Origin of the sequence: Paraburkholderia kirstenboschensis (assembly GCF_032806925.1) — a bacterium.
Taxonomy (GTDB): domain Bacteria; phylum Pseudomonadota; class Gammaproteobacteria; order Burkholderiales; family Burkholderiaceae; genus Paraburkholderia; species Paraburkholderia kirstenboschensis.
The window spans coordinates 919,861-940,220 of sequence record NZ_CP136512.1; the positions used below are offsets into that span (position 1 = coordinate 919,861).

Here is a 20,360-nt window from a genome sequence, read left to right on the forward strand (position 1 = left end):
CAACCCGTGCGACGTGGCCGCGCCGGTCGGTAAGGTGACGCCATGCTGCCGCTTGCGGGAAGCATCGGCAATTGCGAAATTGCGCAGCGTGCTTGATGTTTCTTACCGCCCGCGATTTTGTTTTGCACCGGTGCGCAATTCGCGGCCTAGAATAACCGGACGCTTAAAAACATCGAACCAGAAAAAGACGCTATAGCGCCCACTCTGTCGACATAGGAGACAAAGGCTTTGCGGGTTTAACTGTCCGCATGCCACGCACGCCATGACCCGTCCGCAAACACGACAGACGACCCATCGGATCGCGCTGCTGTTCAACGCGAACAAGGTCTACGATCGCGAGATCATTACCGGCATTGGTAACTACCTGCTCTCCACGCGCGTGGCGTGGGATCTCTTTCTGGAAGAAGATTTTCGCTGTCGTTTGACGGGTATCGAGCGCTTTGACGGCGACGGCATCATTGCCGATTTCGATGACCCTGCCGTGAGTGAAGCATTGCGCGACTGCCCATTGCCGGTGGTCGCGGTGGGATCGTCGTTCGAAGACCAGGCACAGTACCCTCCGGACTTACCCTATATCGCAACCGATAACAGCAAACTCGTTTCACTGGCTTATACGCATCTGATCGGCGCGGGCCTCGAACACTTTGCGCTGTATAGCTTGCCGCAAGCGCAAGAGAACCGCTGGGCGCAGCAGCGCGAACTTGCGTTCGCTCATCTGCGCAGCGCGGATGGACACAGCGCCGGGCAGATCCAGGGCGAGATTTATCGCGGACTGTCTACCACCGCGCCTTCATGGAACCAGGCGACCGAACAACTGACTGCGTGGCTGCGCGAATTGCCGAAGCCGGTCGGCATTATCGCCGTGACCGATGCACGCGCCCGGCATTTGCTGCAAGCGTGCTTGATCGCAGGCATTCCGGTACCGGAGGAAGTCGCGATCATCGGCATCGACAACGACCCGCTCACGCGCACGCTCACACGCATTCCGCTTTCCTCCGTGATACAGGGCACGGAAGAAATGGGACGCACCGCGGCTCACCTTCTGCATCAGATGCTGCGCGGTGCGCGCTTTCCTGGGCGGCGCATTCTCGTGCCGCCCGTCGGCATCAACGTGCTCGAGTCGACAAGACACCAACCGCTCGCGAGTCCCTATGTGATGCGCGCGCGGCATTTCATCCGTCAGTACGCGTGCCAGGGCATTCGCACCGAACAGGTGGCCGATTACGTGGGCGTGTCTCGCTCGTCGCTGGAAGAGTACTTTCGGCGCGAGCGCAAGTGCACCGTGCATCAGGAAATCTTGCGCCATAAACTCGATGTCGCAAAGGCGCTGCTTGCGAAGCGCGATGCGTCGAGTGCGGAAGTGGCGATACGTTGCGGCTTCACGTCGCTGCAATACATGTATGCGGTTTTCCGGCGTGAACTCGGTTGCACGCCGCGCGAGTACCAGGATCGCGTGAACTCGACTCAGGCTTCCACGCCAGGCTGAGCATGCCTTTACTTTTCAAATTTTTATCGACGACATGATCAGCATCGCACAACTTTCATCCGAGCCGTGGGGCACGCTTAATGGCGGCGATCCGGTACGGCTCTTCACGCAGCGCAACGCGCACGGCATGAAGATCGCAATCAGTGACCTGGGCGCGACGCTCGTTTCGTGGCATGCACCGGATCGCACCGGACGTCTCGGCGATATTCTGCTCGGGCATGACACGCCGGCCGATTACGTCGCGGCCACGACCTATATGGGCGGGCTGATCGGCCGCTGGGCGAACCGCATTGCCGACGCACGTTTTACGCTCGATGGCATCGAGTACACGCTCGACCGCAACGAGGGAGCAAACCTGCTGCATGGGGGAAGCGTGGGTTTCCATCGTGCGATATGGGAGGTCAGCGAGGACAACGGATCGCTGCTCATGCGGCTCGACTCGCCGGAAGGCGACGCCGGCTTTCCAGGCAACGTGACCACGCAAGTGCGCTATACGCTCGATGACGACGGCACGTTGACCATTGAATACGAAGCCGTTACCGACGCCGCGACGCCGCTGAACCTGACAAGTCATGCGTACTTCAATCTGACCGGCCGCCCAGGCGCGGATATTCGCGGACACATGCTGTCCATCGACGCGGATCAGTTCTTCGAAGTCGATGCAGCGATGATTCCATGCAAGCTCGCGGATGTAGCCGGTAATGCATTCGACTTCCGGCAGAGCGCGCCGATCGGCGCCCGCCTCGACTGGCCGCACGGACAACTCGTGCAAGCGGGCGGCTTCGATCATTGCTACGTGCTGCGCGATTCGGCCGGCGGCGCCAACGCGGCGGGCAGCATGCGCCAAGTCGCCTGTCTTTACGATCCCGGCAGCGGCCGGGAATTGACGGTGTCAACCGATCAGCGTGGCTTGCAGTTTTACAGCGGTAACTGGTTGAAAGGAGACGCGGGACGCGGCGGAGTTGCTTATCAGGCACATGCAGGGCTTTGTCTCGAAGCAGGCGGTTTTCCGAATCAGGTGAACATGCCGACGGAACAGGGCGATGTAATCGTTCGAGCGGGAGACACCTACCGGCAGGTGACCGCGTATAAGGTCGAAGTGCGCCACGGCGTTTGACGAACTGCCTTCATTCTTTACGCCGTCGATTACAGCACGCCGACTTATCATTTGCTGCAAGAGTGAATTACCGTATTGGGGGTTTTCCCAGGAGTACGCGCTTCCTAGAATCCACGCATGGTGCCCGACCGTCCGCTGTGGCATCGAAGAACATCATGCCCGGAGGGAAGCATCATGAAATCGCTTATCAAAACAGTCGCGCTAGTTGTCGTTCTGGCCGCGCCAGTTGCCTCGTTTGCACAGTCGGCGCAGCCGCTCACGCGCGCTGAAGTAAAGGCTCAGTTGAAGCAGATCGAGCAGGCGGGATACAACCCGGCGGTTGCGGAGAATGCGAATTATCCTGCCGACATTCAGGCGGCCGAGGCTCGCATTGCTACACAAAATGCCATCGCTCAAAGCGATACCACGGGCTACGGTTCTGCGGCTACGGGTTCGTCGCAAGCAGGAACTCCTGCGCCGGCTAAGTGAGCGTTGAGCTTTGCGCTATGGCCGGTTACCGGCCTCGGTTGCTATCGCGCGGGGCCCTTTGGAACTGTGCGATTCCCCTCTCTTCAGTCTCTTCCGCTTAAGATGACCGCTCGCAAACAGGAGCGGTCATGGGTTCATCCGTTAAGAATTCTCTGCTGTGGGTCTTCGAGCCCTTCGAGGACGATCCCGGCTTTATGAGGAAGCGTTTATTCGGCTTCGAAGCGGCTTATGTGGATGGCTTGCTATGCCTTGCGGTCGGCGACGGCGAGGAGCCTTGGAATGGACTGCTGGTGTGTACGTCGCGTGATCGGCACGCAGATCTCACTCGCGAGTTTGCGCAACTCGCGCCGCATCCCGTGCTCGGCAAATGGCTTTATTTGTCGCAGCGGGAGGAAGAGTTCGAGCAGGTCGCTCGTGTTGTTGTCGAGGCGGTTAAGAGGCGAGATTTGCGAGTGGGAGTCGAGCCGGGCGTCAGGAAGAAAAGGGCAAAGACGGTGATTGGCAGTTGAAGCTCGCTGCGCTTGGCGGCGCTGCGAGCTTAAGTGTCTTTCTTACTTCAACAAACCGAACACCGCCACGCCGCTGGTTGTGCCCACGTACACGTGGCCGTGCGCGATCATTGGCGTAATGAACTTGTTTCCCGCTCCGAATGTGTCTCTCGTACCGGACTGGTTACTGTTGTAGAGTTCCTGGCTGAGATCGCCGGCGTTGAAGGCATGCAACGCGCCAACGGCGCCATTCTCGGCGGCCCAAACAATCGCATTCGACGCGCCATTCGCCGAAACGCTCGGCGTCGCACCGGGGTAAGGGAAGGTGCCGGGACTGCGCGATGCGGGGCTCGTTGCCAATAGTGCCGAGGTCACGGGAAACGCCTTGAGGTTGTCGCCCACTGAGCCGAAATAGACGACGTGGTTGTAGTAAGCAGGCATGCCGAAAACGCCTCCTGGCAGTTGCCCGTCGATCTCCTGCCAGACCTGATTGGCGCTCGTGTTGAATTTGCCCATCGCATCGCGATTGACCACGTAGATCTTCGAATCCTTGCCAGCTCCCAAGGCGAGATGCCGAGTCGTGCCGCTTGCATCTGCCTGGTCCGGTAGTACCAACGCTCCTCCCGATCCTAGGTCTGCGTCCCTCGCCGATTGCGCGACAGTGTCGAAAGTCGCGAAATAGTCGGCCACGCCGAGCCTCGGTGACGTCGACAGCTTGAGGAAGGCGTTCCCATAATCGCCTCCGATGGGAAAACCCTGCGCATTCAGCGTTGCGTCGAACGTGCCGTTCGCGTCCAGCAGGTACAGGAATGCGCCGTCGGATGCCATACCCGCACCGCTCATCCAGACCGAGCCCTCACTTCCGTTCGGCGTGAGGTTCAGCGCGCTCGTCTGCGAAAGCGTATCCGCGCTGTAGGCCATCACCCAACCGCCGTAAGTGCCCTGGTCGCAGTGCGACGTCCATGCAAGATAGACATTCCCGTTCACGAGGGTTAGCGCCTGACGCTCCGCATATTGCTGGGGGTCGAAAGCGGTGACACCGTTGCTGCTGTTTGCGCCCGTTCCTGGGTACGTGGCCGCGATCTCGGTAGGACCGCCGAGCGTCTCCGCTCCTGTCACCAGATCTATTGCATGCAGGCGCTGATGAATGCCTCCGCTCGCGTCCTTGCTCATTGCAACCGCGTACAGGACGCCCGTTGTGCCGCGCGTGCGGTCGATAACCGGTGTGGACGTGATGCCGATTTCCGGTGTGATCTGACCACAATGACGATCGTCGCTCGTCGTCTCGCCGGAGCCAAGCAGGGAGCGCTGCCAGAGTTGTGTATTGGTGTCCGCGTCGAATGCGTAGACGCTGGCGTGCTCAGTCACGACATAGACGACGTTGTGCGCATTGCCGCCTATGGGCAGATTGCTAACGTAGAGCGGTTGAGCGTCGACCTTGCCGTCTGCCGCGAGGAAGGCAACCCTGCCGAATCCTGCCGCGTTAACGTTGGCGGGCGTCAGCGTCGTCTCTGCAAGGTACTGTCCCGTGCGGGCCAGGTCGTTGTGATACGTCAGAACGTCGCTCGCAGTGGATGTCGCACCGGAGCCCGATCCACCAGAGCCGGTCCCGCCGCCGCCCGTTCCGCCGGACCCGGTTCCGCCGTTCGTACTGCTTGTGCTGGAATTGCTGCCCGAGCCGCCGCCACAGGCAATACAAAAGATGGCAAACAGGCCGGTCGACACTACCCGGCGCCAGGACAGCGCGCATTTGCGCAGGCACTTGTTGCGGTTCATAGACGTCTCCCAGGCGATCGGGAAGACTGCCAGTCCCAATGACCGTCGACTTTCTAGTGCAGATCTACCCTTCGTTGCTTCGCAAAGAGCGGAGCCTTGCGTCGGGCCACTCGTCAGAATGCCAACTCGTGTTGGTCAAAATCGTCTGGGGTCGTCGTCGGGAATCGAATCGCGGCGGTGCTTTGAAGTCTGTCATCATTGATCCTCGTTCGAGGTTCCAGCACGCATTACGTCCGAACACCGGCGTTAGAGACCGCGCGGTGTACGCGGCAGTTGCCATTAGCCCGACTTCTTCCGTGCCGCCGGAGCCGTCATATGGACGACAGTTGCCGAGCCGCGCAGTAGCTTCACCGCCTATGTGGCCAGGCATATCGCCGTCAACGCTTCGCCTGTCCCTTGTCCTCTTCCTTGTGCTCTTCCTTGTCCTGCCCCTCGGTTGCATCGCCGGCGCGATTGCCTCGCGGACTGGCATCCGGCTCAGGGTGGACATCTCCCTCGCCTCTCTTTCCGTTCTCGGGCGCGCCTCCAGTGACTGGTGCGCCGCGCTGATTACCGAATGAGCCGCCTCCTGAAGCTCCGGTAGCCTTCGAAGCGTTGCCTTGATCGTCGACTTCGTCTGACCCGTTGTTCGCCATCTCGCGCTCCGTGCATTTGCGTTCATGCACTGTGTGAGCAAGCCGTGCGCCAGGGCTAGCCACTGGCTTCACGTTTGCCAGAACGCACCGCCTGCGTCAAAGAGGAGCGCGCGGAAGTCGTGAATCGTCGTGAAGAACTGCGCAATTCGTAGGACAGCATCACCAGGGCGCCCGCTTCTCGGTTTTGCCAAACCGCACAACACATGATTCCGCCTCAGCGACAGCAAACACAGACGCACACAGCAGTTGACGTTCGTGTAAATCGAGAATTTTTATAATAGGCGGACAATCGGCGCTTTCAATAACCCAAACACCGCGACTTGCGCAGGAAGCTGCGACATCGAGAATACGTTCAGCGTCGAGATAAACCTCACGTTCCGCCGCACCAAAACCTGCCTCCTGAAGGTACCAGGTGAGATAAAGCGCCTTGACGATTTTGGCGAGCAAATGCCCGTTACCATTTCCTGTTTTAAAAGCAGCCAATGCCAGATGCCAGCCGAGCGACTGTTCGCGCACGTACGCAGCCGTATGCGGCAACAACTGCGCTTTTCCCAAGGGCCTTCTGCGTACCTGATTCCCCGATTGGCGTTTCTTCCGATTCTGCGACATGGGCCGTTTATCTTCTTGATGCTACTTTTAGTTTCAGCATCGTAATACGTTGGGACAATAAATCAATCGACAGACGCTTGTTTTAACCTAAGTTAATGGATATGCCGACGGCGTATCAAATCTCGCCGAGTCAGTTTTATGTCACCCCAAAGATTTTAAATGGTCTTTCGGCAGCAACGGCAGAATTGCTCAGAGCGCAGGAAACTATCAAACGCCGCGCGCCAGCGCGCTCCGTTTCCAATCAGAAAGCCGAAGAACCGTCGATCATTCTCGACAGCCGACTCGCCAGCCGTGGCCCTAACTTTACGAGCCGCGCCAAATGTTATTATCGGAAACAGAAAACCACCGCTCCAAGCAGCAACGAAAGCAGCAAGCCCCATGGACACCCACATCACCAAGCCCGCTGAACCCTCGACAACCGATCTTGGCCGTCGCGTCCGCGCTGCCCGTCAGTCGCAGGATCTGACGCTCGAAACGGCGAGCCGCCTTTGCGGCGTATCTCGCTCGACTCTATCGAAAGTGGAAAACGGCCTGATGTCTCCCACTTTCGACGTCCTGCAGAAAATCGTCCTCGGGTTGAAGATCGAAATCGGCGAGTTGTTCGGCTCGATGCCCAAAGTCAGCGCAAGCGGACGTCGCGCGCTAACGCGCAAAGGCGAAGGGCAGCGTCACGCGTATCGCGGCTATCAGATGGAGTTGCTCGCGACCGACCTCGCGCACAAAGCAATGCTGCCGTTCCGCATCCGCATCTCGGCGCACACGCTGGACGCGTTCGACGACTGGGGCCGCCATGAAGGCGAGGAGTTTTTGTATGTAATCAGCGGCAGCGTGTGCCTTCACTCCGAGTTGTATGCGCCGACACATCTGAACGCCGGCGACAGCCTGTACTTCGACAGCCGCACCGGCCACGCCGCGGTCTCGACAAGTGAAGAGGATGCCGAAGTATTATGGATGGCGACCAGCGCCGACATTCCGCAACCACCAGGCGTCAACGAATCGCCGAAGAAGCAGCGCGAAATCTGAGCTCAGGCGCCGACTTGCTCGCGCGCCCGCGCGAGCGCGCTGAGGTTGCCCTCGCCGAATCCATGATGTCCTTGGCGTTGCACGATCTCGAAGAAAATCTCGCCGGCACCGCGACGCACGAAAGTCTGGAAAAACAGCAGCGGCACGCCATCCGGGCCGATCTCGCCATCCACGAGAACATGCGTGCGCTTAAGCCGCTCCACGTCGAGGCCATGTCCCGGTAACCGCGCGTCCAGCTGCTCGTAGTAGCGCGGAGGCGGCTCGACGAATTCCACGCCGTTTGCGAGCAACTGCTCGACGCACCCGAAAATATCGTCTGTCGCAAGCGCGAGGTGCTGCACGCCCTCGCCCGGATGATCCGGCAAATACTCGTGCATCAGATCGGTCCGGCGCGTGCCCTCTTCATACAAAGGGATGCGGATTGCGCCGCACGGCGACACCATCACGCGCGATTCGGCCGACACATGCCAGTTCGCGTGCAGCTCATGAATTTCGCGGAAGTTGAGCAGGTCGCGGTAAAAGTCGAGCCATTCCTGCATGCGACCCTCGCCGACCGTTTGTGTCAGATGATCCACAGCGACGAGGCCCGTGCCCGCATGGCTCAGGTCGGCGTGCGCAGTGTCGATCTGGATCGGACGGAAGTCGATGTCGAAGATCGAGATATCGCCAAGGCCGCCGCGTTGCCCGCCGCGTCCGCGCCAACGGTCGACAAAGTAGATATGCGAATCGCCAATGCCCTGAATCGCGGGAATCAGCAACTCGCCAGCGCCGATCCTCTCGCCTTCGAAAGCCCACGCGCCAAGCTCGATCGCGCGGTCGAAAGCGCGCTGCGCGTCGGCCACGCGAATGCCGATTGCGCAAATGCCCGCGCCGTACTCTTCGGCGTAGCGCGCAGCAAACGAATCCGGCTCCGCGTTGATGAGGAAATTCATCTCGCCCTGCCGGAACAGCGTGACGTCTTTGCTGATGTGGCGCGCAATTGCCTTGAAGCCGAGTTTGGTGAACGTCTCGCCCAGCGCCTGCGGATCGCGCGAGGCAAACTCCACGAATTCCAGGCCGGCCGTGCCGAGCGGATTGTGCTCAGGCGCCGACACGGCGCGAAGCGCGGCGTCTGGAGTGGGCAAGTCGCTGCGCATGGCAATCTCCTTGTACTGTCTTACGACGCTGTTTCCAGTGTTTCCGATGTCGGTGCAACCCGTCTCAACTGGCAACGCGCCACCACCTGCGTGGTGTGCCGCAGCATTGCGCGGTCGGCGACGGCTTTTGCACCGTGTTTGTACACCGGCTCACGTGACGTTCGCAACTTCATTTTGTACTGACTGGTTCACTAGAGCCGCAACCGGCCCGCGCGCACAGCTAATCGCGCCGCACCGTTCGTTGCGCCTTGCGCATCAAGTCGTCGGCGTCGGGCGGCGCGCACGCTTGCGCGCCGCGTTGCTCGCTGGCTTGCTCGCGCTTGCCGCCATTCGCAACTGCGCAACTTCTCGCACGGCGTCGATAAAAGCCCTTCCAACCGCTGACGGCTGCGTGTCCGAGCGTCGGATCAAGCCAACCGGCTCGCCGGTGCCCGCGAACGGCAACGGCAGACGCACAAGCATGCCGTGCGCCAATTCGTATTCCACCGCGCTGAGCGGCACGAACCACACGGCGTCATTGTCGAGCGTCAGCGCGCGGCCGGTCGAGACCGACAACACTTCCACGAATGCCGACAGCGGCGGTACACCCCAAGCGCTCAGCAAACTTTCCGCCGACTGGCGGATCAGCGTTCCAAACGGCGGCAACACGACGGGAAAATCCTGCAATGCGGCCGACGGCAAACCGGGCGCTGAATCGAGCGGATGTCCTGCGCGCACGACCGCAATCAGCGGTTCGCTGAATAACTGCTCGAAGCTGAGCCCCACCATTCGTTCGGGATCGGCCAGCCGCCCGACGGCAAATTCGATCGTGCCCGCTTTCAGGCGCTCGAGCAATTCGGGATTTGCGCCGGTCGCGAGGCGCACGATCACGCGCGGCCAGAGAGACGCGAAACGCTTGAGCGCGGGCGGTATCAGCGCCGCCGCGACGGTCGGCAGAATTCCGACTTCAAGCGTGGCAGCGGCCGCACCTTCGGCGCGCGCGAGCAGATCGACGCCCTGCCGCAACGCACTGACGCAGGCGCTGGCGTGGGGCATGAAGAGTTGGCCCTCCCGCGTCGGCACCGCTCCGTGACGGCCGCGCTCAAAGAGTTTTACGCCCAGAATGGTTTCGAGTTCCGCGACCGTCTTCGAGACGGCCGGCTGGGTGATCGACAGGCTGTCAGCGGCCCGCTGGACGCTCCCGAACTGGGCTACGGCCAGAAAGCACTGGAGATGACGGAATTTGACGCGACTGTCCGCGAGGCTGCGTTGCATAACGTCAGGTTATATGAAAAACGCCAAAACGTCATTTTTCATAACCGTCCAGTTTGGATACAGTCCGTTCATAAGCCCTATCCCACAAATCCCGAAGGAGACACTAATGGACGATTCCTTTCTCAGCGCACGTGATTTCGCGTCGCATCCCGGATACATCTATCCCGGCTACGGTTCCTCGGTTAAACGCGGCCCGACACGTCCGCTGATTCCGCTGAAGGAGAAGCTCCGCGATCAGCGCGTGCCCGTCTATGGCACCGAAGACCTCGGCGAGCTCGACAACGACCTCACGCGCAACGCGGTTCGCAACGGCGAACCGCTCGGCGAACGCATCATCGTGACGGGGCGTGTGCTCGACGAGGGTGGTCGTCCGGTGCGCAATACGCTCGTGGAAATCTGGCAGGCGAATGCGGCTGGCCGCTACGTGCATAAACTGGATCAGCACGACGCGCCGCTCGATCCGAACTTCCTGGGCGCGGGTCGCTGCATCACGGACAACGGAGGCCGCTATCGTTTCCTGACGATCAAGCCGGGCGCATATCCGTGGGGCAATCATCCGAACGCGTGGCGTCCGAATCACATCCACTTCTCGTTGTTTGGCGAGCATTTCGGTTCGCGCCTCGTCACGCAGATGTATTTCCCCGGCGACCCGCTGCTGGCGTTCGATCCGATTTTCCAGGGCACGCCTGAGCAAGCGCGTGATCGTCTGATTGCGAACTTTTCGCTCGATACCACGCAAGAGGCCTACGCGCTCGGCTACGACTTCGACATCGTGCTGCGCGGCCGCAACGAAACTCCGATGGAGCGCTAAGCCATGACCACTCTCAAACAAACGCCCTCGCAGACGGTTGGACCGTATTTCGCGTACGGCCTGTGCCCGCAGCAGTACGATTTCGACTTCAAGAGCTTGTTCACGCCGGTGGTCGCCGACCGCGAAGCGGCAGGCGAGCACATCACGATCGTGGGCCAGGTGTTCGATGGCGACGGCAACGTGATCGGCGATGCCATGCTCGAAGTGTCGCAGGTCGATGCCGATGGCCACTATCCGGAGTCGCGCGAAGAAATTCTCAAGACCGGCTTTCGCGGCTTTGCGCGCGTCGGCACGGGCACGGACCCGCAGAAGCGCTTTGTCGTCGAGACGGTGAAACCGGGCCGCGTGAGCCCGGACGAGGCGCCCCATCTGAATGTGATCGTGACGATGCGCGGCATGCTGCTTCACACGTTCACTCGCATTTATTTCGAGGACGAAGCGCAAGCCAACGAGCGCGACCCCGTGCTGGCGGCAATTCCGGCGGACCGGCGCGAAACCCTGATCGCGCGCCGCGAGCCGAACACGGCCAACGTGTATCGCTTCGACATCTATATGCAAGGCGACAAGGAAACGGTTTTTTTCGACCTGTAACGCGAATTTCCTACACTTTCATAAAGCTTTCACCTACACTAAAAGCGATCCGTCTAGCGACTGGATCGCGAAACTCCGAGTAGTTGAGCCCGCCTTGCGCGGGCTTTTTTTGCGCTTGATGAAAAGTACGAGCATTAGTCAGTGCAATGAGCAACGCAGCCAGCGGCGAATCGTCATCAGGTCAGCATGTCATGGCGCGGCAGCACGGAACCGACACTAAGCCGTGAGCCGGTGCATTTGTCGAAGTCCCCATCCCAACGGTGACGTCGAGCGGCGCATTCAACGCGCGCCTTGAATCGAGCGACACGATGGTTGTCATTAGTTTGGATATCGAAGCAATTGGCATGAGGCGATCGGCCTGCTTTTCGGCGAGCACCGTGTGAGTTCATTCATTATAAAAACACCGCTCACACGATTAAAGGCGGCTGGGTATCATCCACGTCCGAGCGATCAAATAATGCCGACGAGAGCCAGGGCTCTCATGCTATGTTTGGACGACACGCTCTATTCATATGCAATCGACCGGAGACACAACCATGCCAGCATCAACCGCCATCCTCACTATTCTCGCTGCGCTGTTATTAGGCGCAATGAGTCCGGGACCGAGCTTTGTCATCGTCGCACGCAATGCGATCGGTCTGTCTCGCGGCGACGGTCTTGCGACGGCGCTCGGCATGGGAATCGGCGGAGTCTTCTTTAGCGGCATTGCACTGCTCGGCCTATATACGCTGCTCGCTACCGTCGAATGGCTTTACATCGGGCTCAAAGTAGCCGGCGGGCTTTACCTGATTTATCTGGCCTCGAAGATCTGGCGCGGTGCCGCCAAACCGCTCGCGTTCGACGCCACGCAAACCGTCACCACCAATCCGCGCAAGTCCTTCTGGATCGGCCTTAGCACTCAACTGAGCAATCCCAAGACGGCGGTCTATTACGGCAGCATCTTCGCGGCGCTCTTGCCGCAACATCCGCCGCTGTGGTGCTACTTCGCATTGCCGCCCGCGATCTTCGCCATCGAAGCGGGCTGGTACACGGTCGTCGCGCTGTGCTTTTCGAGCAAGCGTCCGCGCGAAATTTATCTGCAATGGAAAGGATGGATCGATCGTGTCGCTGCAAGCGCAGTAGCCGCGCTTGGCTTGCGTCTGATTGTGACCGCGCACAAGGTCGGCATCTAAACCCACCCTCGCGCGAGCGGCTTTCCCGTGGTCGCGGCGGCCAGGTGAAGAAACGGGCAAGCCGCTAACGGGGCCGCATTGCGGCGCCTTTGCCCCGCTGAGTGGAACCGCCCGACAGGACAGTTACAAGTTAACTGTTGACGCTGCTGTGCCTGAGCGGTTACTGTGGCACCCGAAGTTCAAGAAGTTCGATTGCTGTTCATCAATGTCTCGCTCTCTCAGCGGTATTCGTTGTCCTCTCCCTCCTTGACGCTTCTAACGCTCCTTCACAGAGCACATTTTCAATTTCTTTCCTCAAGGATTCTTCATGGATACCGGTACCGTTAAGTGGTTCAACGACAGCAAAGGCTTTGGCTTCATCACCCCGGACAAGGGCGGCGACGACCTGTTCGCGCACTTCTCCGAAATCAGCGGCAACGGCTTCAAGACGCTCGCTGAAAATCAGAAGGTGAGCTTCGAAACGAAGCAAGGCCCGAAGGGTCTGCAAGCGGCCAACATCACGCCGCTGTAAGCTAGTTTGAAGGGCTCGGTGTCCGGCAACGGACATCGGGCTGCAGCGACATCCTCGCGGAGCTTTGTCTCCCACAGTTGGCGCACAATCGCTTTTGAGTTGCATGTATCAGGCAGCTCGCTCAAGCGCCAATCGCCTCGTTGCACCTCATTCTCCCCTCGGCTTTAACGCCCTTTTTAGCTTTCCGACTGCGTTCTGATTCGGCTCGCAATGGCTTTGAATCGACTCGTCCGCGCGACTGAATAGAAGTTCGCACGGCAGGCGCGCACTCGTACATTATTAAAATATAAATGCAAAACCAACAAATTCACCTTTACAATGGCTACGCCATCAAACCTTCGGCGCATCGTTTGCCCGACGGTACATTCTCGTCCAACCTTTTGCTTGAGCGCGCCGACAGCGCACGCACTGAAGGGCTTTACCAGTTCTATTCGCTCGACTACTTCACCGACGAAGAACAGGCATTGCAGCATTCCGCGCGTTGGGCGCACGAGTGGGTCGATACACGCGGTTGACGCGACAATAAGCGCTGCGAAACAGCGTGCATGCCTGCGCCTGGCGAATATCTAGTTCAGGCAAACTCTCAAGCCGTCATCACTGTTCCGTTCGACGCGTCGAAGCAAAGCGCTAACGGCGCCATTGCGATGACGGCGACTGCTGATATTCGTTTCAGCACAAGCAGCCCCTCCTTCGAGCGGTCGATCAGATCGCTTCCCCGTCGCGACTTGCACCACATGCCCGGCGTTATTTGGCTCGACGTCGAATAACCACCGACGGCAGCTCAACCACCCTAAAGGGGACATCGCAAACGTGCCGCCTGTCCCTGGCCAATCACCCATGACATAACGGCACCCTGCAATGCGGCAAGAGCCGACGCAGAAATAGTTTCGCTTCCAACAACGCCTGATATCAGGTATACCGCCTCGCGACGCCCAATAGCTTCGCAGTGCTTGCGCGGACAATTGCATTCACCACGCCTCAATGACGAATCAATGCCTGAAGTTTAGGCATTCATTTCCGTCGAAAAACAAACTGAATTGGCGCACGCCACGAGTCGCTTATCTTTCGAACAACGAGTCCGTTTGGCGATCGCTTTATGCGCAATGCATTCAAAGCCGAACTCGAAAGATACTTCTTCAAATAACACCAAAGATTTTTCTTTTGCTGCCGTTTAAATCGGTGCGCGATTCTGCGCGGGCATATCGAGAGTTCAACAATCATATTGCGGAAGCAACGGTCCGCATGCCAGACACTATAATGAGTCGGCCCTGAACAATTCGTCTTGAGTTCCGGCGGTCACACCATCGCGTCGGTGGCCATTCTGAACAAAACAGCAAGAACGAAGGCATAAAGAAGCCGTAGCTTCCTGAGGATCATCCGCAGGTTGTGGCCAGCGCCGCACAGCACGGCGTGCAGTGCATCGCCCAGCGCACCCTTCAACCCGTTGCGCCCGAGCTTGGCATCGCTCTTCATGTGACCGATGGCAGGCTCGATCGCACTTCGCCGTTTGATCATCGCGCGTAGTCCGCATGTGATGCCGCGCCGCAGGCCGGGGTGGTAGATCTTCACGCCATCAAGCGCAACGCCCTTGTAACCACGGTCCACGATGGCGACCTCTGGCGTAACGTCGGTGTTCGCGGCCTGCTCCAGCGCCTCAGCCAGCGTGTGGCCGTCGTATGGGTTGCCCGGCATTGAACGCATCCCCACCACGAGCCCTTCCTTGTGAGTCGTCGTGATCGACACTTTCACGCCGAATTCGTACGGTATGCGCGCCTTGCCCTTGGCCAGACACTCGACTTCCGGCGCGTGCAGCGCATACAGCTTGTTCTTGTCCTTCAGCTTCTGCGACAGAATCCGCTTCGTGCGGCCAATCAGTTCCTGCAATGCCGCGCGGCTGCAATCGGCCACCGCGTCGACTTGCCGCTCGACGTCGCGCATCATCCGACCCACACGCGAGCGCAACGTGCGCAGTGTCTTTCTCATCCGCTTGTATTGCTTCGCATGCGCGTAACGACTGATCTGGCTTGCCAGCCGTGGCGCCTCGCGATTGTAGTTCTGCCGCAGCTTCAGGCCGTGTCTCGCAGCGGCCTTCACCAGGTGTTCGCGACATCGTTCGAGCAGGCGTGAATCGGTCGGATACGCAATCGCCTTCTCCATGACCGTCGTGTCGACGATTACGCGTTTTACGCTCGAGGCCTTGATCACGCCGGCGCGCTTCGCTGCTTCAATCGTCTCTGCCAGCAACTCTTCAACGCCGGCTTCACCCAGCCGCTTGCGCCAGCGCGTCAGGCTCGATGGGTCGATTGGTGGCTGCGTCTGCAGGTAAGTCTCGCCCGTGAACGGGTTCTCAACCCATTGCCACACAACCTCTTCGTCAGACAGGTCGAAGGCATGTTGCAGGTAGAGCAGACCCGCAATCAGGCGCGGTGATGTTGCCGGGCGGCCCTTGCCGGACACGAAGCTCTCGCTCATCGACGCGCCCAGCCGTTCCCAGTTGATCAGGTCCGTCAGGCGTACCAGCGGATGCTTCAGGTTGATCTGTTCACGCAGCGGTTGCCGGAAGAAATCTCCTTCCGTCACAGGTGTCTTGGGACCCATCCGCACCTCGTCAGAAATTGCAGGATTCCCGTACCAATATGCCAGGTCCCTGCAATTCCCACAACACCATTTCGGCCGTAAAGCCTCACCACACAAGGACTTCCGGATTGTTCAGGTTCGACTAATGAAAATGAAATAAAAACTACCTTTAATCATTGCCGCGTTCGGTTCATTCACGCTCGCCGCGTGCGGCGGGGGCGGGGCGACAGTTCGCCGGGTGCTCAAACCGGTGCGCCGGCCACCGGTGCCAGCGCACCGGCGCCCTCGTCGGCGCCTGTCGTGGCGGGCGAGTCGCTGCCGAGCCTGACGTCCCCGCAAGCCGGCGCGACTGCCGCCACGGGGAATGGCTTCGAGGGTATCTGGACCAACGCGTCGTCCTCCCGGACGACCGCCATGGTGGACCCGGCGAACAACATTTCCTACCTGAGCGGTCTCTTCACGGTCGTCACATCGACTTTCTTCGGCATCGCAGCGCCTGCGGCGCCGAACTGGACATTGACGAGCGGCTTCGAGAGCACGGGAGGCTTCCGCTATACGGCCACCTCGGGAAGCGGGACGTTCAGCGCGAAGCAGACCTTGACCGGCAGCTATGTCGCCAACGGCCAAACGGTGAACCTCGCATTGAATTACGATCCGGCGAACGCGCTTGCTGTAACGCAATCGAGCGTTGCTGGAACGTGGGCGGAAACTGGGACGACGCTGACCGTCGACGACGCCGGCGGCTTCACTGGCAACCTTTCCGGCTGCGGTGTCACGGGGTCGCTGGCATTGACCACCCCCGGCTCAAACAAGAACCTCTACACGATGACGGTGAGCGGCACCACAAGTACCTGCTTGCTGGCTTCGGGAGCGACTTACTCGGGTAATGCCGCTATCACGTTCCTGCCCGTTGCCGGCAGCACGACGCTGTATCAACGCTCGATCATCTATCTGATCAAGGCAGCCGATAACTCGGTGATCGCCTACGGCCAGGTGACGAAGCACTAAGCCGTTTACGGGCCACAGCAACTCGGAAAGTTCTCCGACTGCTGATTGGCTCCTTTCGGTAGAACTGAGGTTCGCTTTGCGCGGGCCTCAGTTCTCTGCATCTCTTTCGGGTGCGGTCTTTGATGGACATGTTCTGCGCTTTGTCGCGAACCGACGTCTCGGCGCTCGCCGGTGCGGATTGATCAAGCTCCGCCCCTCACGCTCGTCGAACGCCTGATTCCAGATGCCGACGCGTGTTGTGGGACACGCCTCGTCGGCTGTCTGGCTCTCAAGCTTGCGCTACACGTTAGTCATGCATTCAGACATCGCGCCCTGGCTCGCAGCGAATCCGCTTCGCGGACAAATCCCTTGCAATCACGGGTGTCTCACCGACGCTTGCGCAGCCAGACAGATCGCAGCCCGCGCATTCAACCATGCTTATGTGCCGGATCGTTGCAAGTGCACGCGTAACTCGAGTCGTTCCACGCATTCCCAAGAATGATGCTGCAGAAGTTCTTGCGACGGAAACCCACGTCCTTCAGCGCAAGCACGTCGTCGTTGACCGTGCCGAATGTCGAGTCCGGCCGGTGCTTCATTCCATCGTTGAAGGCATTGATGATCTGCTCCTTGAAGTTCTCCCCACGAGGGTGAGCAGAAACCACCACCTTGCGCTGTTCCTCGGTGAACTCGTCAAATGCAAAGCCGAGCACGTCCATCTCGACGCCTGCCGTCACCAGTTGGACCACCGGCTTCTTGAATGGCGGAATGCCCGGCGTGGTATGCAACGCAATGGCGTCCCACACGAGGTCGACATCTCCTTCGGGAATACCGTGCTCCTCAAGGAAGTTACGCGCTGCATTCGCGCTGTCCACCTCGAAGCGGTTCTGGGACGCGCGGAATTGTTCGGTAAGCCCCAGGTCATGGAACATTGCGCCGATGTACAGAAGCTCCGGGTCATATTTCAACCGCCTGCGCTCACCGGTGAGAGCGCCGAAAAGAAACACACGGGTCGAGTGATGGAAAAGCAGGTCCGACTCCGTGTCGCGAACGAGTTCGGTAGCCGCACGTGCCATCGTGCTATCGGGAATCTTGATTCCTGCGATCGTCGTCATGTTCGTTGCTCCATATGTGCCTGGTCGAGCCGCGCGTCTTACGAGCGGCTTCAGCAAGCTATGTTGAGAATCGGGACCTTCGTATGCCGGAGTTCGGATTGCCAGTCTTTCACTGCGTTAGCCGAGCCGGTGTGTCTATCGTCGAGTACTTCATCAAAGGAAAAACCACAAGCCAAGTATCGGACGGAGACAGCCGACTTTCAATTCGATTGATGCCGGGATCACGGCCAACGAAACGGTGTTTTCTGCCAGCGCTGGTGTGCACTGGCCTAGCCGGCTTGCAAGCGGGACGAAGTCCGGCAATGCACGGTTCATTTTGAGGACGCACCGCAGCGTAAAAGGCATCGCAATTGAAGGCACCGGATACCAACTGAAGTCAGAATTCGACCTCGATGACTTGCCGGCTATACCGGCACGAACAACCGGCTGCCGCTCGCCGCAAGCGCGATGCTGCCGATGCAATCGGCCATCGAGAAAGGCCGCCAATGGCTGCTCATGGCCCATGAGCAGCATCACAGCCTGGTTCAGGCGATGTGGAGCGCGGCGAGGGTACGCGAGCGTTCGCACTGGCCACAGAGCACGTGCAGATCGCACAAAGGAATCTCGCGTACGCGCTGGAGCGGCTCGAAGTTTGCATGAAGCTCGCGCCAGCGTTGCAACTCGTAGCCGAGGCGGGACTGTGAGTGCGCGGCCGGACGACGACGCAGCGAGCACGCCCCGTTGGGAAACGCTTCGCTGCACTAGTGCGCGCGTGTTGCTCCGCTCAAACCCAAACTGAAAGAACGACGCTCAAGCGTCGACGCCGCGCTCATTGGCAAGCCATGCCCGCCATCCGCCGAATCCGGAGATGTCGGTGCCCGACTGAACGCCATACGGTTCGCACAGGAAACCGGTCACCCACGAGCCATCCGATAGTTCGATCTTGCCGAGAGCCAGCGGCGACGGAACCGTCGCGATGAATGAGCCAAGCTCCGAGGCAGGCATCTTCCAGACTTCGACCTCGACGTTGACGCCGCCATCGCCGACTCTCCATAGCCCCGGACGCCGAGTGCCATCCGGCGACGCTAGCAACGCTGCAAGTCGATAGTGAGGCGCCGTCTGCATGGACTGCTGCAAAACCGCGCCGCGAGAAAGCATGTCTTTATTCAGCGGTAAGCCTTGCATGTGCGCGCCGCACACCGCGACGAGCATTTGATCGTTCGTCGCCAGGCGTCGCTCGGACAGCGCTATCCTGTTCCCGCCAACGCATTCGATGCCGCTTGCCCGTTGCAAAAGATCCGCAATTCCCAACAGATATTGGTCGGTGAACGCGCGTCCGAAAACGGTCACACCCCACGGAAGCCCGTTCTTCATAAATGCTGTCGGAGTGGCGACAGCCGCGTAGTCCAACAGGTTCATGAAGTTCGTGTAGTAACCGAGCAATGAGTTCGGCCCGATTGGATCTTGCTCCAGTTCGGCGAGCGTCACAGCGCGCGGATATGTCGGTGTGAGGACGCAATCGAGTGTCTCGATCAATGCATCGCAACGAGCTTTCAATGCCTGAAGGCGGTATTGCGCCTGGAACAATTCGACAGCGGTTGCGCCCGGCGCCTTGGCGAGCACGTCGCGAATGACTGGAAGCACTGCGTCCGGCCTCGTCGACATCAACTCGCCCGCCACGCTGTAACGCTCCGCGACCCACGGCCCCTGATAAAGAAGATTTGCTGCTTCAACGAATGGCGCAAAGTCGATCTCGACAGCCTCGCCTCCCGCTGCTTCAAGCATCTCACGAGCCGTGGCGAAAAGCGCCGGACTCTCCGCGCATCCCGCAAACTCCAGTTGCGAAGGAACGCCGAATCGGAAAGCGGCCGGCGCGCCAAAGGCTCGCGCGGAATTCCATTGCGGATTCTTGCGACTGTATGCATCGCGAGGATCGGTGAGCGCAGTCAGCGAGAGAAGCTCGCTCGCTTCTTCCGCTGTGGCCGTGAAGAAGGTCACGCAATCGAGGGTGCGGCAAGCGGGCACTACGCCCGCCGTGGACAGAATGCCTTTAGTTGGTTTGAGTCCGACGAGATTGTTGAGTCCCGCAGGCACGCGGCCGGAACCGGCCGTGTCGGTACCTAGCGCAAAACTGGCGACACCGAGCGCAACAGCCAACGACGACCCAGCGCTGGAACCCCCAGAGGGATAGTCGGGATGCACGCTGTTGCGGCACTTTCCATAAGGCGAGCGAGTACCGTTAAGACCGGTAGCGAACTGATCGAGATTGGTCTTCCCGAGCGGTATGGCGCCGAGCGCAATCAGTTGCGCGACCAGCGTCGCCGACTCAGAAGGCGTGTACGCAAAAGCCGGGCACGCAGCCGTGGTCTCGATACCGGCTAGGTCGATGTTGTCCTTGATGGCGAATGGAATGCCGTAAAGCGGCAGGTTCTCAATGTTCTGCCGATCGAGCCAATCGAGGTATGGCGCGATTTCTTCTTCGGTCAGAAGATGTATGAACAGGTTGAACTCTGCATTAAGCTCCGCGGCTTTCCGAAGAAGTTCATTCACGAGAGTACGAGGCGCAAGGGTTCCGGCACGGTATGCATTACGCAGTATCGGAAGGCGCAGGTCAAATGACGACATGGC

At 59.6% G+C, this 20,360-nt stretch carries 22 protein-coding genes; 12 read left to right on the forward strand and 10 right to left on the reverse strand.

Going from position 1 to position 20,360, the window contains the following annotated elements; all coding sequences use genetic code 11:
- Positions 1-262 precede the first annotated feature (262 nt).
- The 4 genes from RW095_RS12805 to RW095_RS12820 all read left to right on the forward strand — a co-directional run bounded on the left by RW095_RS12805 (position 263) and on the right by RW095_RS12820 (position 3,580).
- Positions 263-1,486 carry a XylR family transcriptional regulator gene (locus tag RW095_RS12805; protein ID WP_317019367.1) on the forward strand — a complete coding sequence of 408 codons (1,224 nt, stop codon included), beginning with the start codon at positions 263-265 and terminating at the stop codon, positions 1,484-1,486.
- A 34-nt stretch (positions 1,487-1,520) separates the two neighbouring features.
- On the forward strand, positions 1,521-2,603 hold the full coding sequence (locus RW095_RS12810) for an aldose epimerase family protein (protein ID WP_317019368.1): 1,083 nt from the start codon (positions 1,521-1,523) through the stop codon (positions 2,601-2,603).
- A 174-nt stretch (positions 2,604-2,777) separates the two neighbouring features.
- Positions 2,778-3,071 carry a DUF4148 domain-containing protein gene (locus tag RW095_RS12815; RefSeq protein WP_317019369.1) on the forward strand — a complete coding sequence of 98 codons (294 nt, stop codon included), beginning with the start codon at positions 2,778-2,780 and terminating at the stop codon, positions 3,069-3,071.
- 128 nt (positions 3,072-3,199) lie between these two features.
- A complete protein-coding gene (locus tag RW095_RS12820; protein WP_317019370.1) occupies positions 3,200-3,580 on the forward strand; it encodes a hypothetical protein in 381 nt (126 codons plus the stop codon).
- A 42-nt stretch (positions 3,581-3,622) separates the two neighbouring features.
- Here RW095_RS12820 and RW095_RS12825 read toward each other — a convergent pair whose 3' ends face one another.
- The 3 genes from RW095_RS12825 to RW095_RS12835 form a co-directional block, all read right to left on the reverse strand.
- Positions 3,623-5,335, reverse strand: a complete 1,713-nt coding sequence (locus RW095_RS12825) for a PQQ-binding-like beta-propeller repeat protein (protein ID WP_317019371.1) — start codon at positions 5,333-5,335, stop codon at positions 3,623-3,625.
- Positions 5,336-5,712: 377 nt separating this feature from the next.
- A complete protein-coding gene (locus RW095_RS12830) occupies positions 5,713-5,970 on the reverse strand; it encodes a hypothetical protein (protein ID WP_317019372.1) in 258 nt (85 codons plus the stop codon).
- Between the two features lie 159 nt (positions 5,971-6,129).
- Positions 6,130-6,525, reverse strand: a complete 396-nt coding sequence (locus RW095_RS12835) for a hypothetical protein (protein ID WP_317019373.1) — start codon at positions 6,523-6,525, stop codon at positions 6,130-6,132.
- 149 nt (positions 6,526-6,674) lie between these two features.
- On the opposite strand from RW095_RS12835, the gene RW095_RS12840 reads away from it, so the two are divergent.
- Complete coding sequence (locus RW095_RS12840; RefSeq protein ID WP_317019374.1) at positions 6,675-6,986, forward strand: hypothetical protein; 312 nt, start codon at positions 6,675-6,677, stop codon at positions 6,984-6,986.
- Positions 6,958-7,602 carry a helix-turn-helix domain-containing protein gene (locus RW095_RS12845; RefSeq protein WP_317019375.1) on the forward strand — a complete coding sequence of 215 codons (645 nt, stop codon included), beginning with the start codon at positions 6,958-6,960 and terminating at the stop codon, positions 7,600-7,602. Before RW095_RS12840 ends, RW095_RS12845 begins: the two co-directional genes overlap by 29 nt.
- A gap of 2 nt (positions 7,603-7,604) precedes the next feature.
- Here RW095_RS12845 and RW095_RS12850 read toward each other — a convergent pair whose 3' ends face one another.
- Together RW095_RS12850 and pcaQ are read right to left on the reverse strand one after the other, a co-directional pair.
- Positions 7,605-8,738, reverse strand: coding sequence for a 4-hydroxyphenylpyruvate dioxygenase family protein (locus RW095_RS12850; RefSeq protein ID WP_317019376.1), 1,134 nt, complete (start codon positions 8,736-8,738; stop codon positions 7,605-7,607).
- Between the two features lie 255 nt (positions 8,739-8,993).
- The gene (gene pcaQ, locus RW095_RS12855) at positions 8,994-9,992 is read right to left on the reverse strand and encodes a pca operon transcription factor PcaQ (protein WP_317019377.1); all 999 of its coding nucleotides are present in this window, start codon (positions 9,990-9,992) and stop codon (positions 8,994-8,996) included.
- A 106-nt stretch (positions 9,993-10,098) separates the two neighbouring features.
- On the opposite strand from pcaQ, the gene pcaH reads away from it, so the two are divergent.
- A complete protein-coding gene (pcaH, locus tag RW095_RS12860; protein ID WP_317019378.1) occupies positions 10,099-10,803 on the forward strand; it encodes a protocatechuate 3,4-dioxygenase subunit beta in 705 nt (234 codons plus the stop codon).
- A gap of 3 nt (positions 10,804-10,806) precedes the next feature.
- The gene (gene pcaG / locus RW095_RS12865; protein ID WP_317019379.1) at positions 10,807-11,394 is read left to right on the forward strand and encodes a protocatechuate 3,4-dioxygenase subunit alpha; all 588 of its coding nucleotides are present in this window, start codon (positions 10,807-10,809) and stop codon (positions 11,392-11,394) included.
- Positions 11,395-11,575: 181 nt separating this feature from the next.
- Here pcaG and RW095_RS12870 read toward each other — a convergent pair whose 3' ends face one another.
- A complete protein-coding gene (locus tag RW095_RS12870) occupies positions 11,576-11,740 on the reverse strand; it encodes a hypothetical protein (RefSeq protein WP_317019837.1) in 165 nt (54 codons plus the stop codon).
- Between the two features lie 190 nt (positions 11,741-11,930).
- Here RW095_RS12870 and RW095_RS12875 point away from each other — a divergent pair, with 190 nt between their 5' ends.
- The 3 genes from RW095_RS12875 (at position 11,931) to RW095_RS12885 (ending at position 13,592) form a co-directional block, all read left to right on the forward strand.
- A complete protein-coding gene (locus tag RW095_RS12875) occupies positions 11,931-12,566 on the forward strand; it encodes a LysE family translocator (RefSeq protein WP_317019380.1) in 636 nt (211 codons plus the stop codon).
- Between the two features lie 307 nt (positions 12,567-12,873).
- Positions 12,874-13,077: a cold-shock protein gene (locus RW095_RS12880; protein WP_006047703.1), complete on the forward strand. Its 204-nt coding sequence runs from the start codon at positions 12,874-12,876 to the stop codon at positions 13,075-13,077.
- A 290-nt stretch (positions 13,078-13,367) separates the two neighbouring features.
- Positions 13,368-13,592: a hypothetical protein gene (locus tag RW095_RS12885; protein ID WP_128586615.1), complete on the forward strand. Its 225-nt coding sequence runs from the start codon at positions 13,368-13,370 to the stop codon at positions 13,590-13,592.
- Positions 13,593-14,373: 781 nt separating this feature from the next.
- Here the strand turns inward: RW095_RS12885 and RW095_RS12890 are convergent.
- A complete protein-coding gene (locus tag RW095_RS12890) occupies positions 14,374-15,675 on the reverse strand; it encodes an IS5 family transposase (protein ID WP_317019381.1) in 1,302 nt (433 codons plus the stop codon).
- Positions 15,676-15,954: 279 nt separating this feature from the next.
- Here RW095_RS12890 and RW095_RS12895 point away from each other — a divergent pair, with 279 nt between their 5' ends.
- On the forward strand, positions 15,955-16,662 hold the full coding sequence (locus RW095_RS12895) for a hypothetical protein (protein ID WP_317019382.1): 708 nt from the start codon (positions 15,955-15,957) through the stop codon (positions 16,660-16,662).
- A 407-nt stretch (positions 16,663-17,069) separates the two neighbouring features.
- On the opposite strand, the gene RW095_RS12900 is transcribed toward RW095_RS12895, so the two are convergent.
- The 3 genes from RW095_RS12900 to atzF all read right to left on the reverse strand — a co-directional run bounded on the left by RW095_RS12900 (position 17,070) and on the right by atzF (position 20,357).
- Positions 17,070-17,753, reverse strand: coding sequence for an HD domain-containing protein (locus RW095_RS12900; protein ID WP_317019383.1), 684 nt, complete (start codon positions 17,751-17,753; stop codon positions 17,070-17,072).
- A gap of 153 nt (positions 17,754-17,906) precedes the next feature.
- Positions 17,907-18,266, reverse strand: coding sequence for a hypothetical protein (locus RW095_RS12905; protein WP_317019384.1), 360 nt, complete (start codon positions 18,264-18,266; stop codon positions 17,907-17,909).
- 276 nt (positions 18,267-18,542) lie between these two features.
- Positions 18,543-20,357, reverse strand: coding sequence for an allophanate hydrolase (gene atzF / locus RW095_RS12910; protein ID WP_317019385.1), 1,815 nt, complete (start codon positions 20,355-20,357; stop codon positions 18,543-18,545).
- Positions 20,358-20,360: the final 3 nt, after the last annotated feature.

What these genes read in the sequence shown, in the direction of transcription:
- RW095_RS12805 (WP_317019367.1), top strand. Translation starts at nt 263, where the DNA reads ATGACCCGTCCGCAAACACGACAGACGACCCATCGGATCGCGCTGCTG.
- RW095_RS12820 (WP_317019370.1), top strand. Translation starts at nt 3,200, where the DNA reads ATGGGTTCATCCGTTAAGAATTCTCTGCTGTGGGTCTTCGAGCCCTTC.
- pcaH (WP_317019378.1), top strand. Translation starts at nt 10,099, where the DNA reads ATGGACGATTCCTTTCTCAGCGCACGTGATTTCGCGTCGCATCCCGGA.
- RW095_RS12885 (WP_128586615.1), top strand. Translation starts at nt 13,368, where the DNA reads ATGCAAAACCAACAAATTCACCTTTACAATGGCTACGCCATCAAACCT.
- RW095_RS12840 (WP_317019374.1), top strand. Translation starts at nt 6,675, where the DNA reads ATGGATATGCCGACGGCGTATCAAATCTCGCCGAGTCAGTTTTATGTC.
- RW095_RS12905 (WP_317019384.1), bottom strand. Translation starts at nt 18,266, where the DNA reads ATGCTGCTCATGGGCCATGAGCAGCCATTGGCGGCCTTTCTCGATGGC.
- RW095_RS12810 (WP_317019368.1), top strand. Translation starts at nt 1,521, where the DNA reads ATGATCAGCATCGCACAACTTTCATCCGAGCCGTGGGGCACGCTTAAT.
- RW095_RS12900 (WP_317019383.1), bottom strand. Translation starts at nt 17,753, where the DNA reads ATGACGACGATCGCAGGAATCAAGATTCCCGATAGCACGATGGCACGT.
- RW095_RS12850 (WP_317019376.1), bottom strand. Translation starts at nt 8,738, where the DNA reads ATGCGCAGCGACTTGCCCACTCCAGACGCCGCGCTTCGCGCCGTGTCG.
- RW095_RS12830 (WP_317019372.1), bottom strand. Translation starts at nt 5,970, where the DNA reads ATGGCGAACAACGGGTCAGACGAAGTCGACGATCAAGGCAACGCTTCG.
- pcaG (WP_317019379.1), top strand. Translation starts at nt 10,807, where the DNA reads ATGACCACTCTCAAACAAACGCCCTCGCAGACGGTTGGACCGTATTTC.
- RW095_RS12845 (WP_317019375.1), top strand. Translation starts at nt 6,958, where the DNA reads ATGGACACCCACATCACCAAGCCCGCTGAACCCTCGACAACCGATCTT.
- RW095_RS12815 (WP_317019369.1), top strand. Translation starts at nt 2,778, where the DNA reads ATGAAATCGCTTATCAAAACAGTCGCGCTAGTTGTCGTTCTGGCCGCG.
- atzF (WP_317019385.1), bottom strand. Translation starts at nt 20,357, where the DNA reads ATGTCGTCATTTGACCTGCGCCTTCCGATACTGCGTAATGCATACCGT.
- pcaQ (WP_317019377.1), bottom strand. Translation starts at nt 9,992, where the DNA reads ATGCAACGCAGCCTCGCGGACAGTCGCGTCAAATTCCGTCATCTCCAG.
- RW095_RS12875 (WP_317019380.1), top strand. Translation starts at nt 11,931, where the DNA reads ATGCCAGCATCAACCGCCATCCTCACTATTCTCGCTGCGCTGTTATTA.
- RW095_RS12825 (WP_317019371.1), bottom strand. Translation starts at nt 5,335, where the DNA reads ATGAACCGCAACAAGTGCCTGCGCAAATGCGCGCTGTCCTGGCGCCGG.
- RW095_RS12880 (WP_006047703.1), top strand. Translation starts at nt 12,874, where the DNA reads ATGGATACCGGTACCGTTAAGTGGTTCAACGACAGCAAAGGCTTTGGC.
- RW095_RS12890 (WP_317019381.1), bottom strand. Translation starts at nt 15,675, where the DNA reads ATGGGTCCCAAGACACCTGTGACGGAAGGAGATTTCTTCCGGCAACCG.
- RW095_RS12870 (WP_317019837.1), bottom strand. Translation starts at nt 11,740, where the DNA reads ATGCCAATTGCTTCGATATCCAAACTAATGACAACCATCGTGTCGCTC.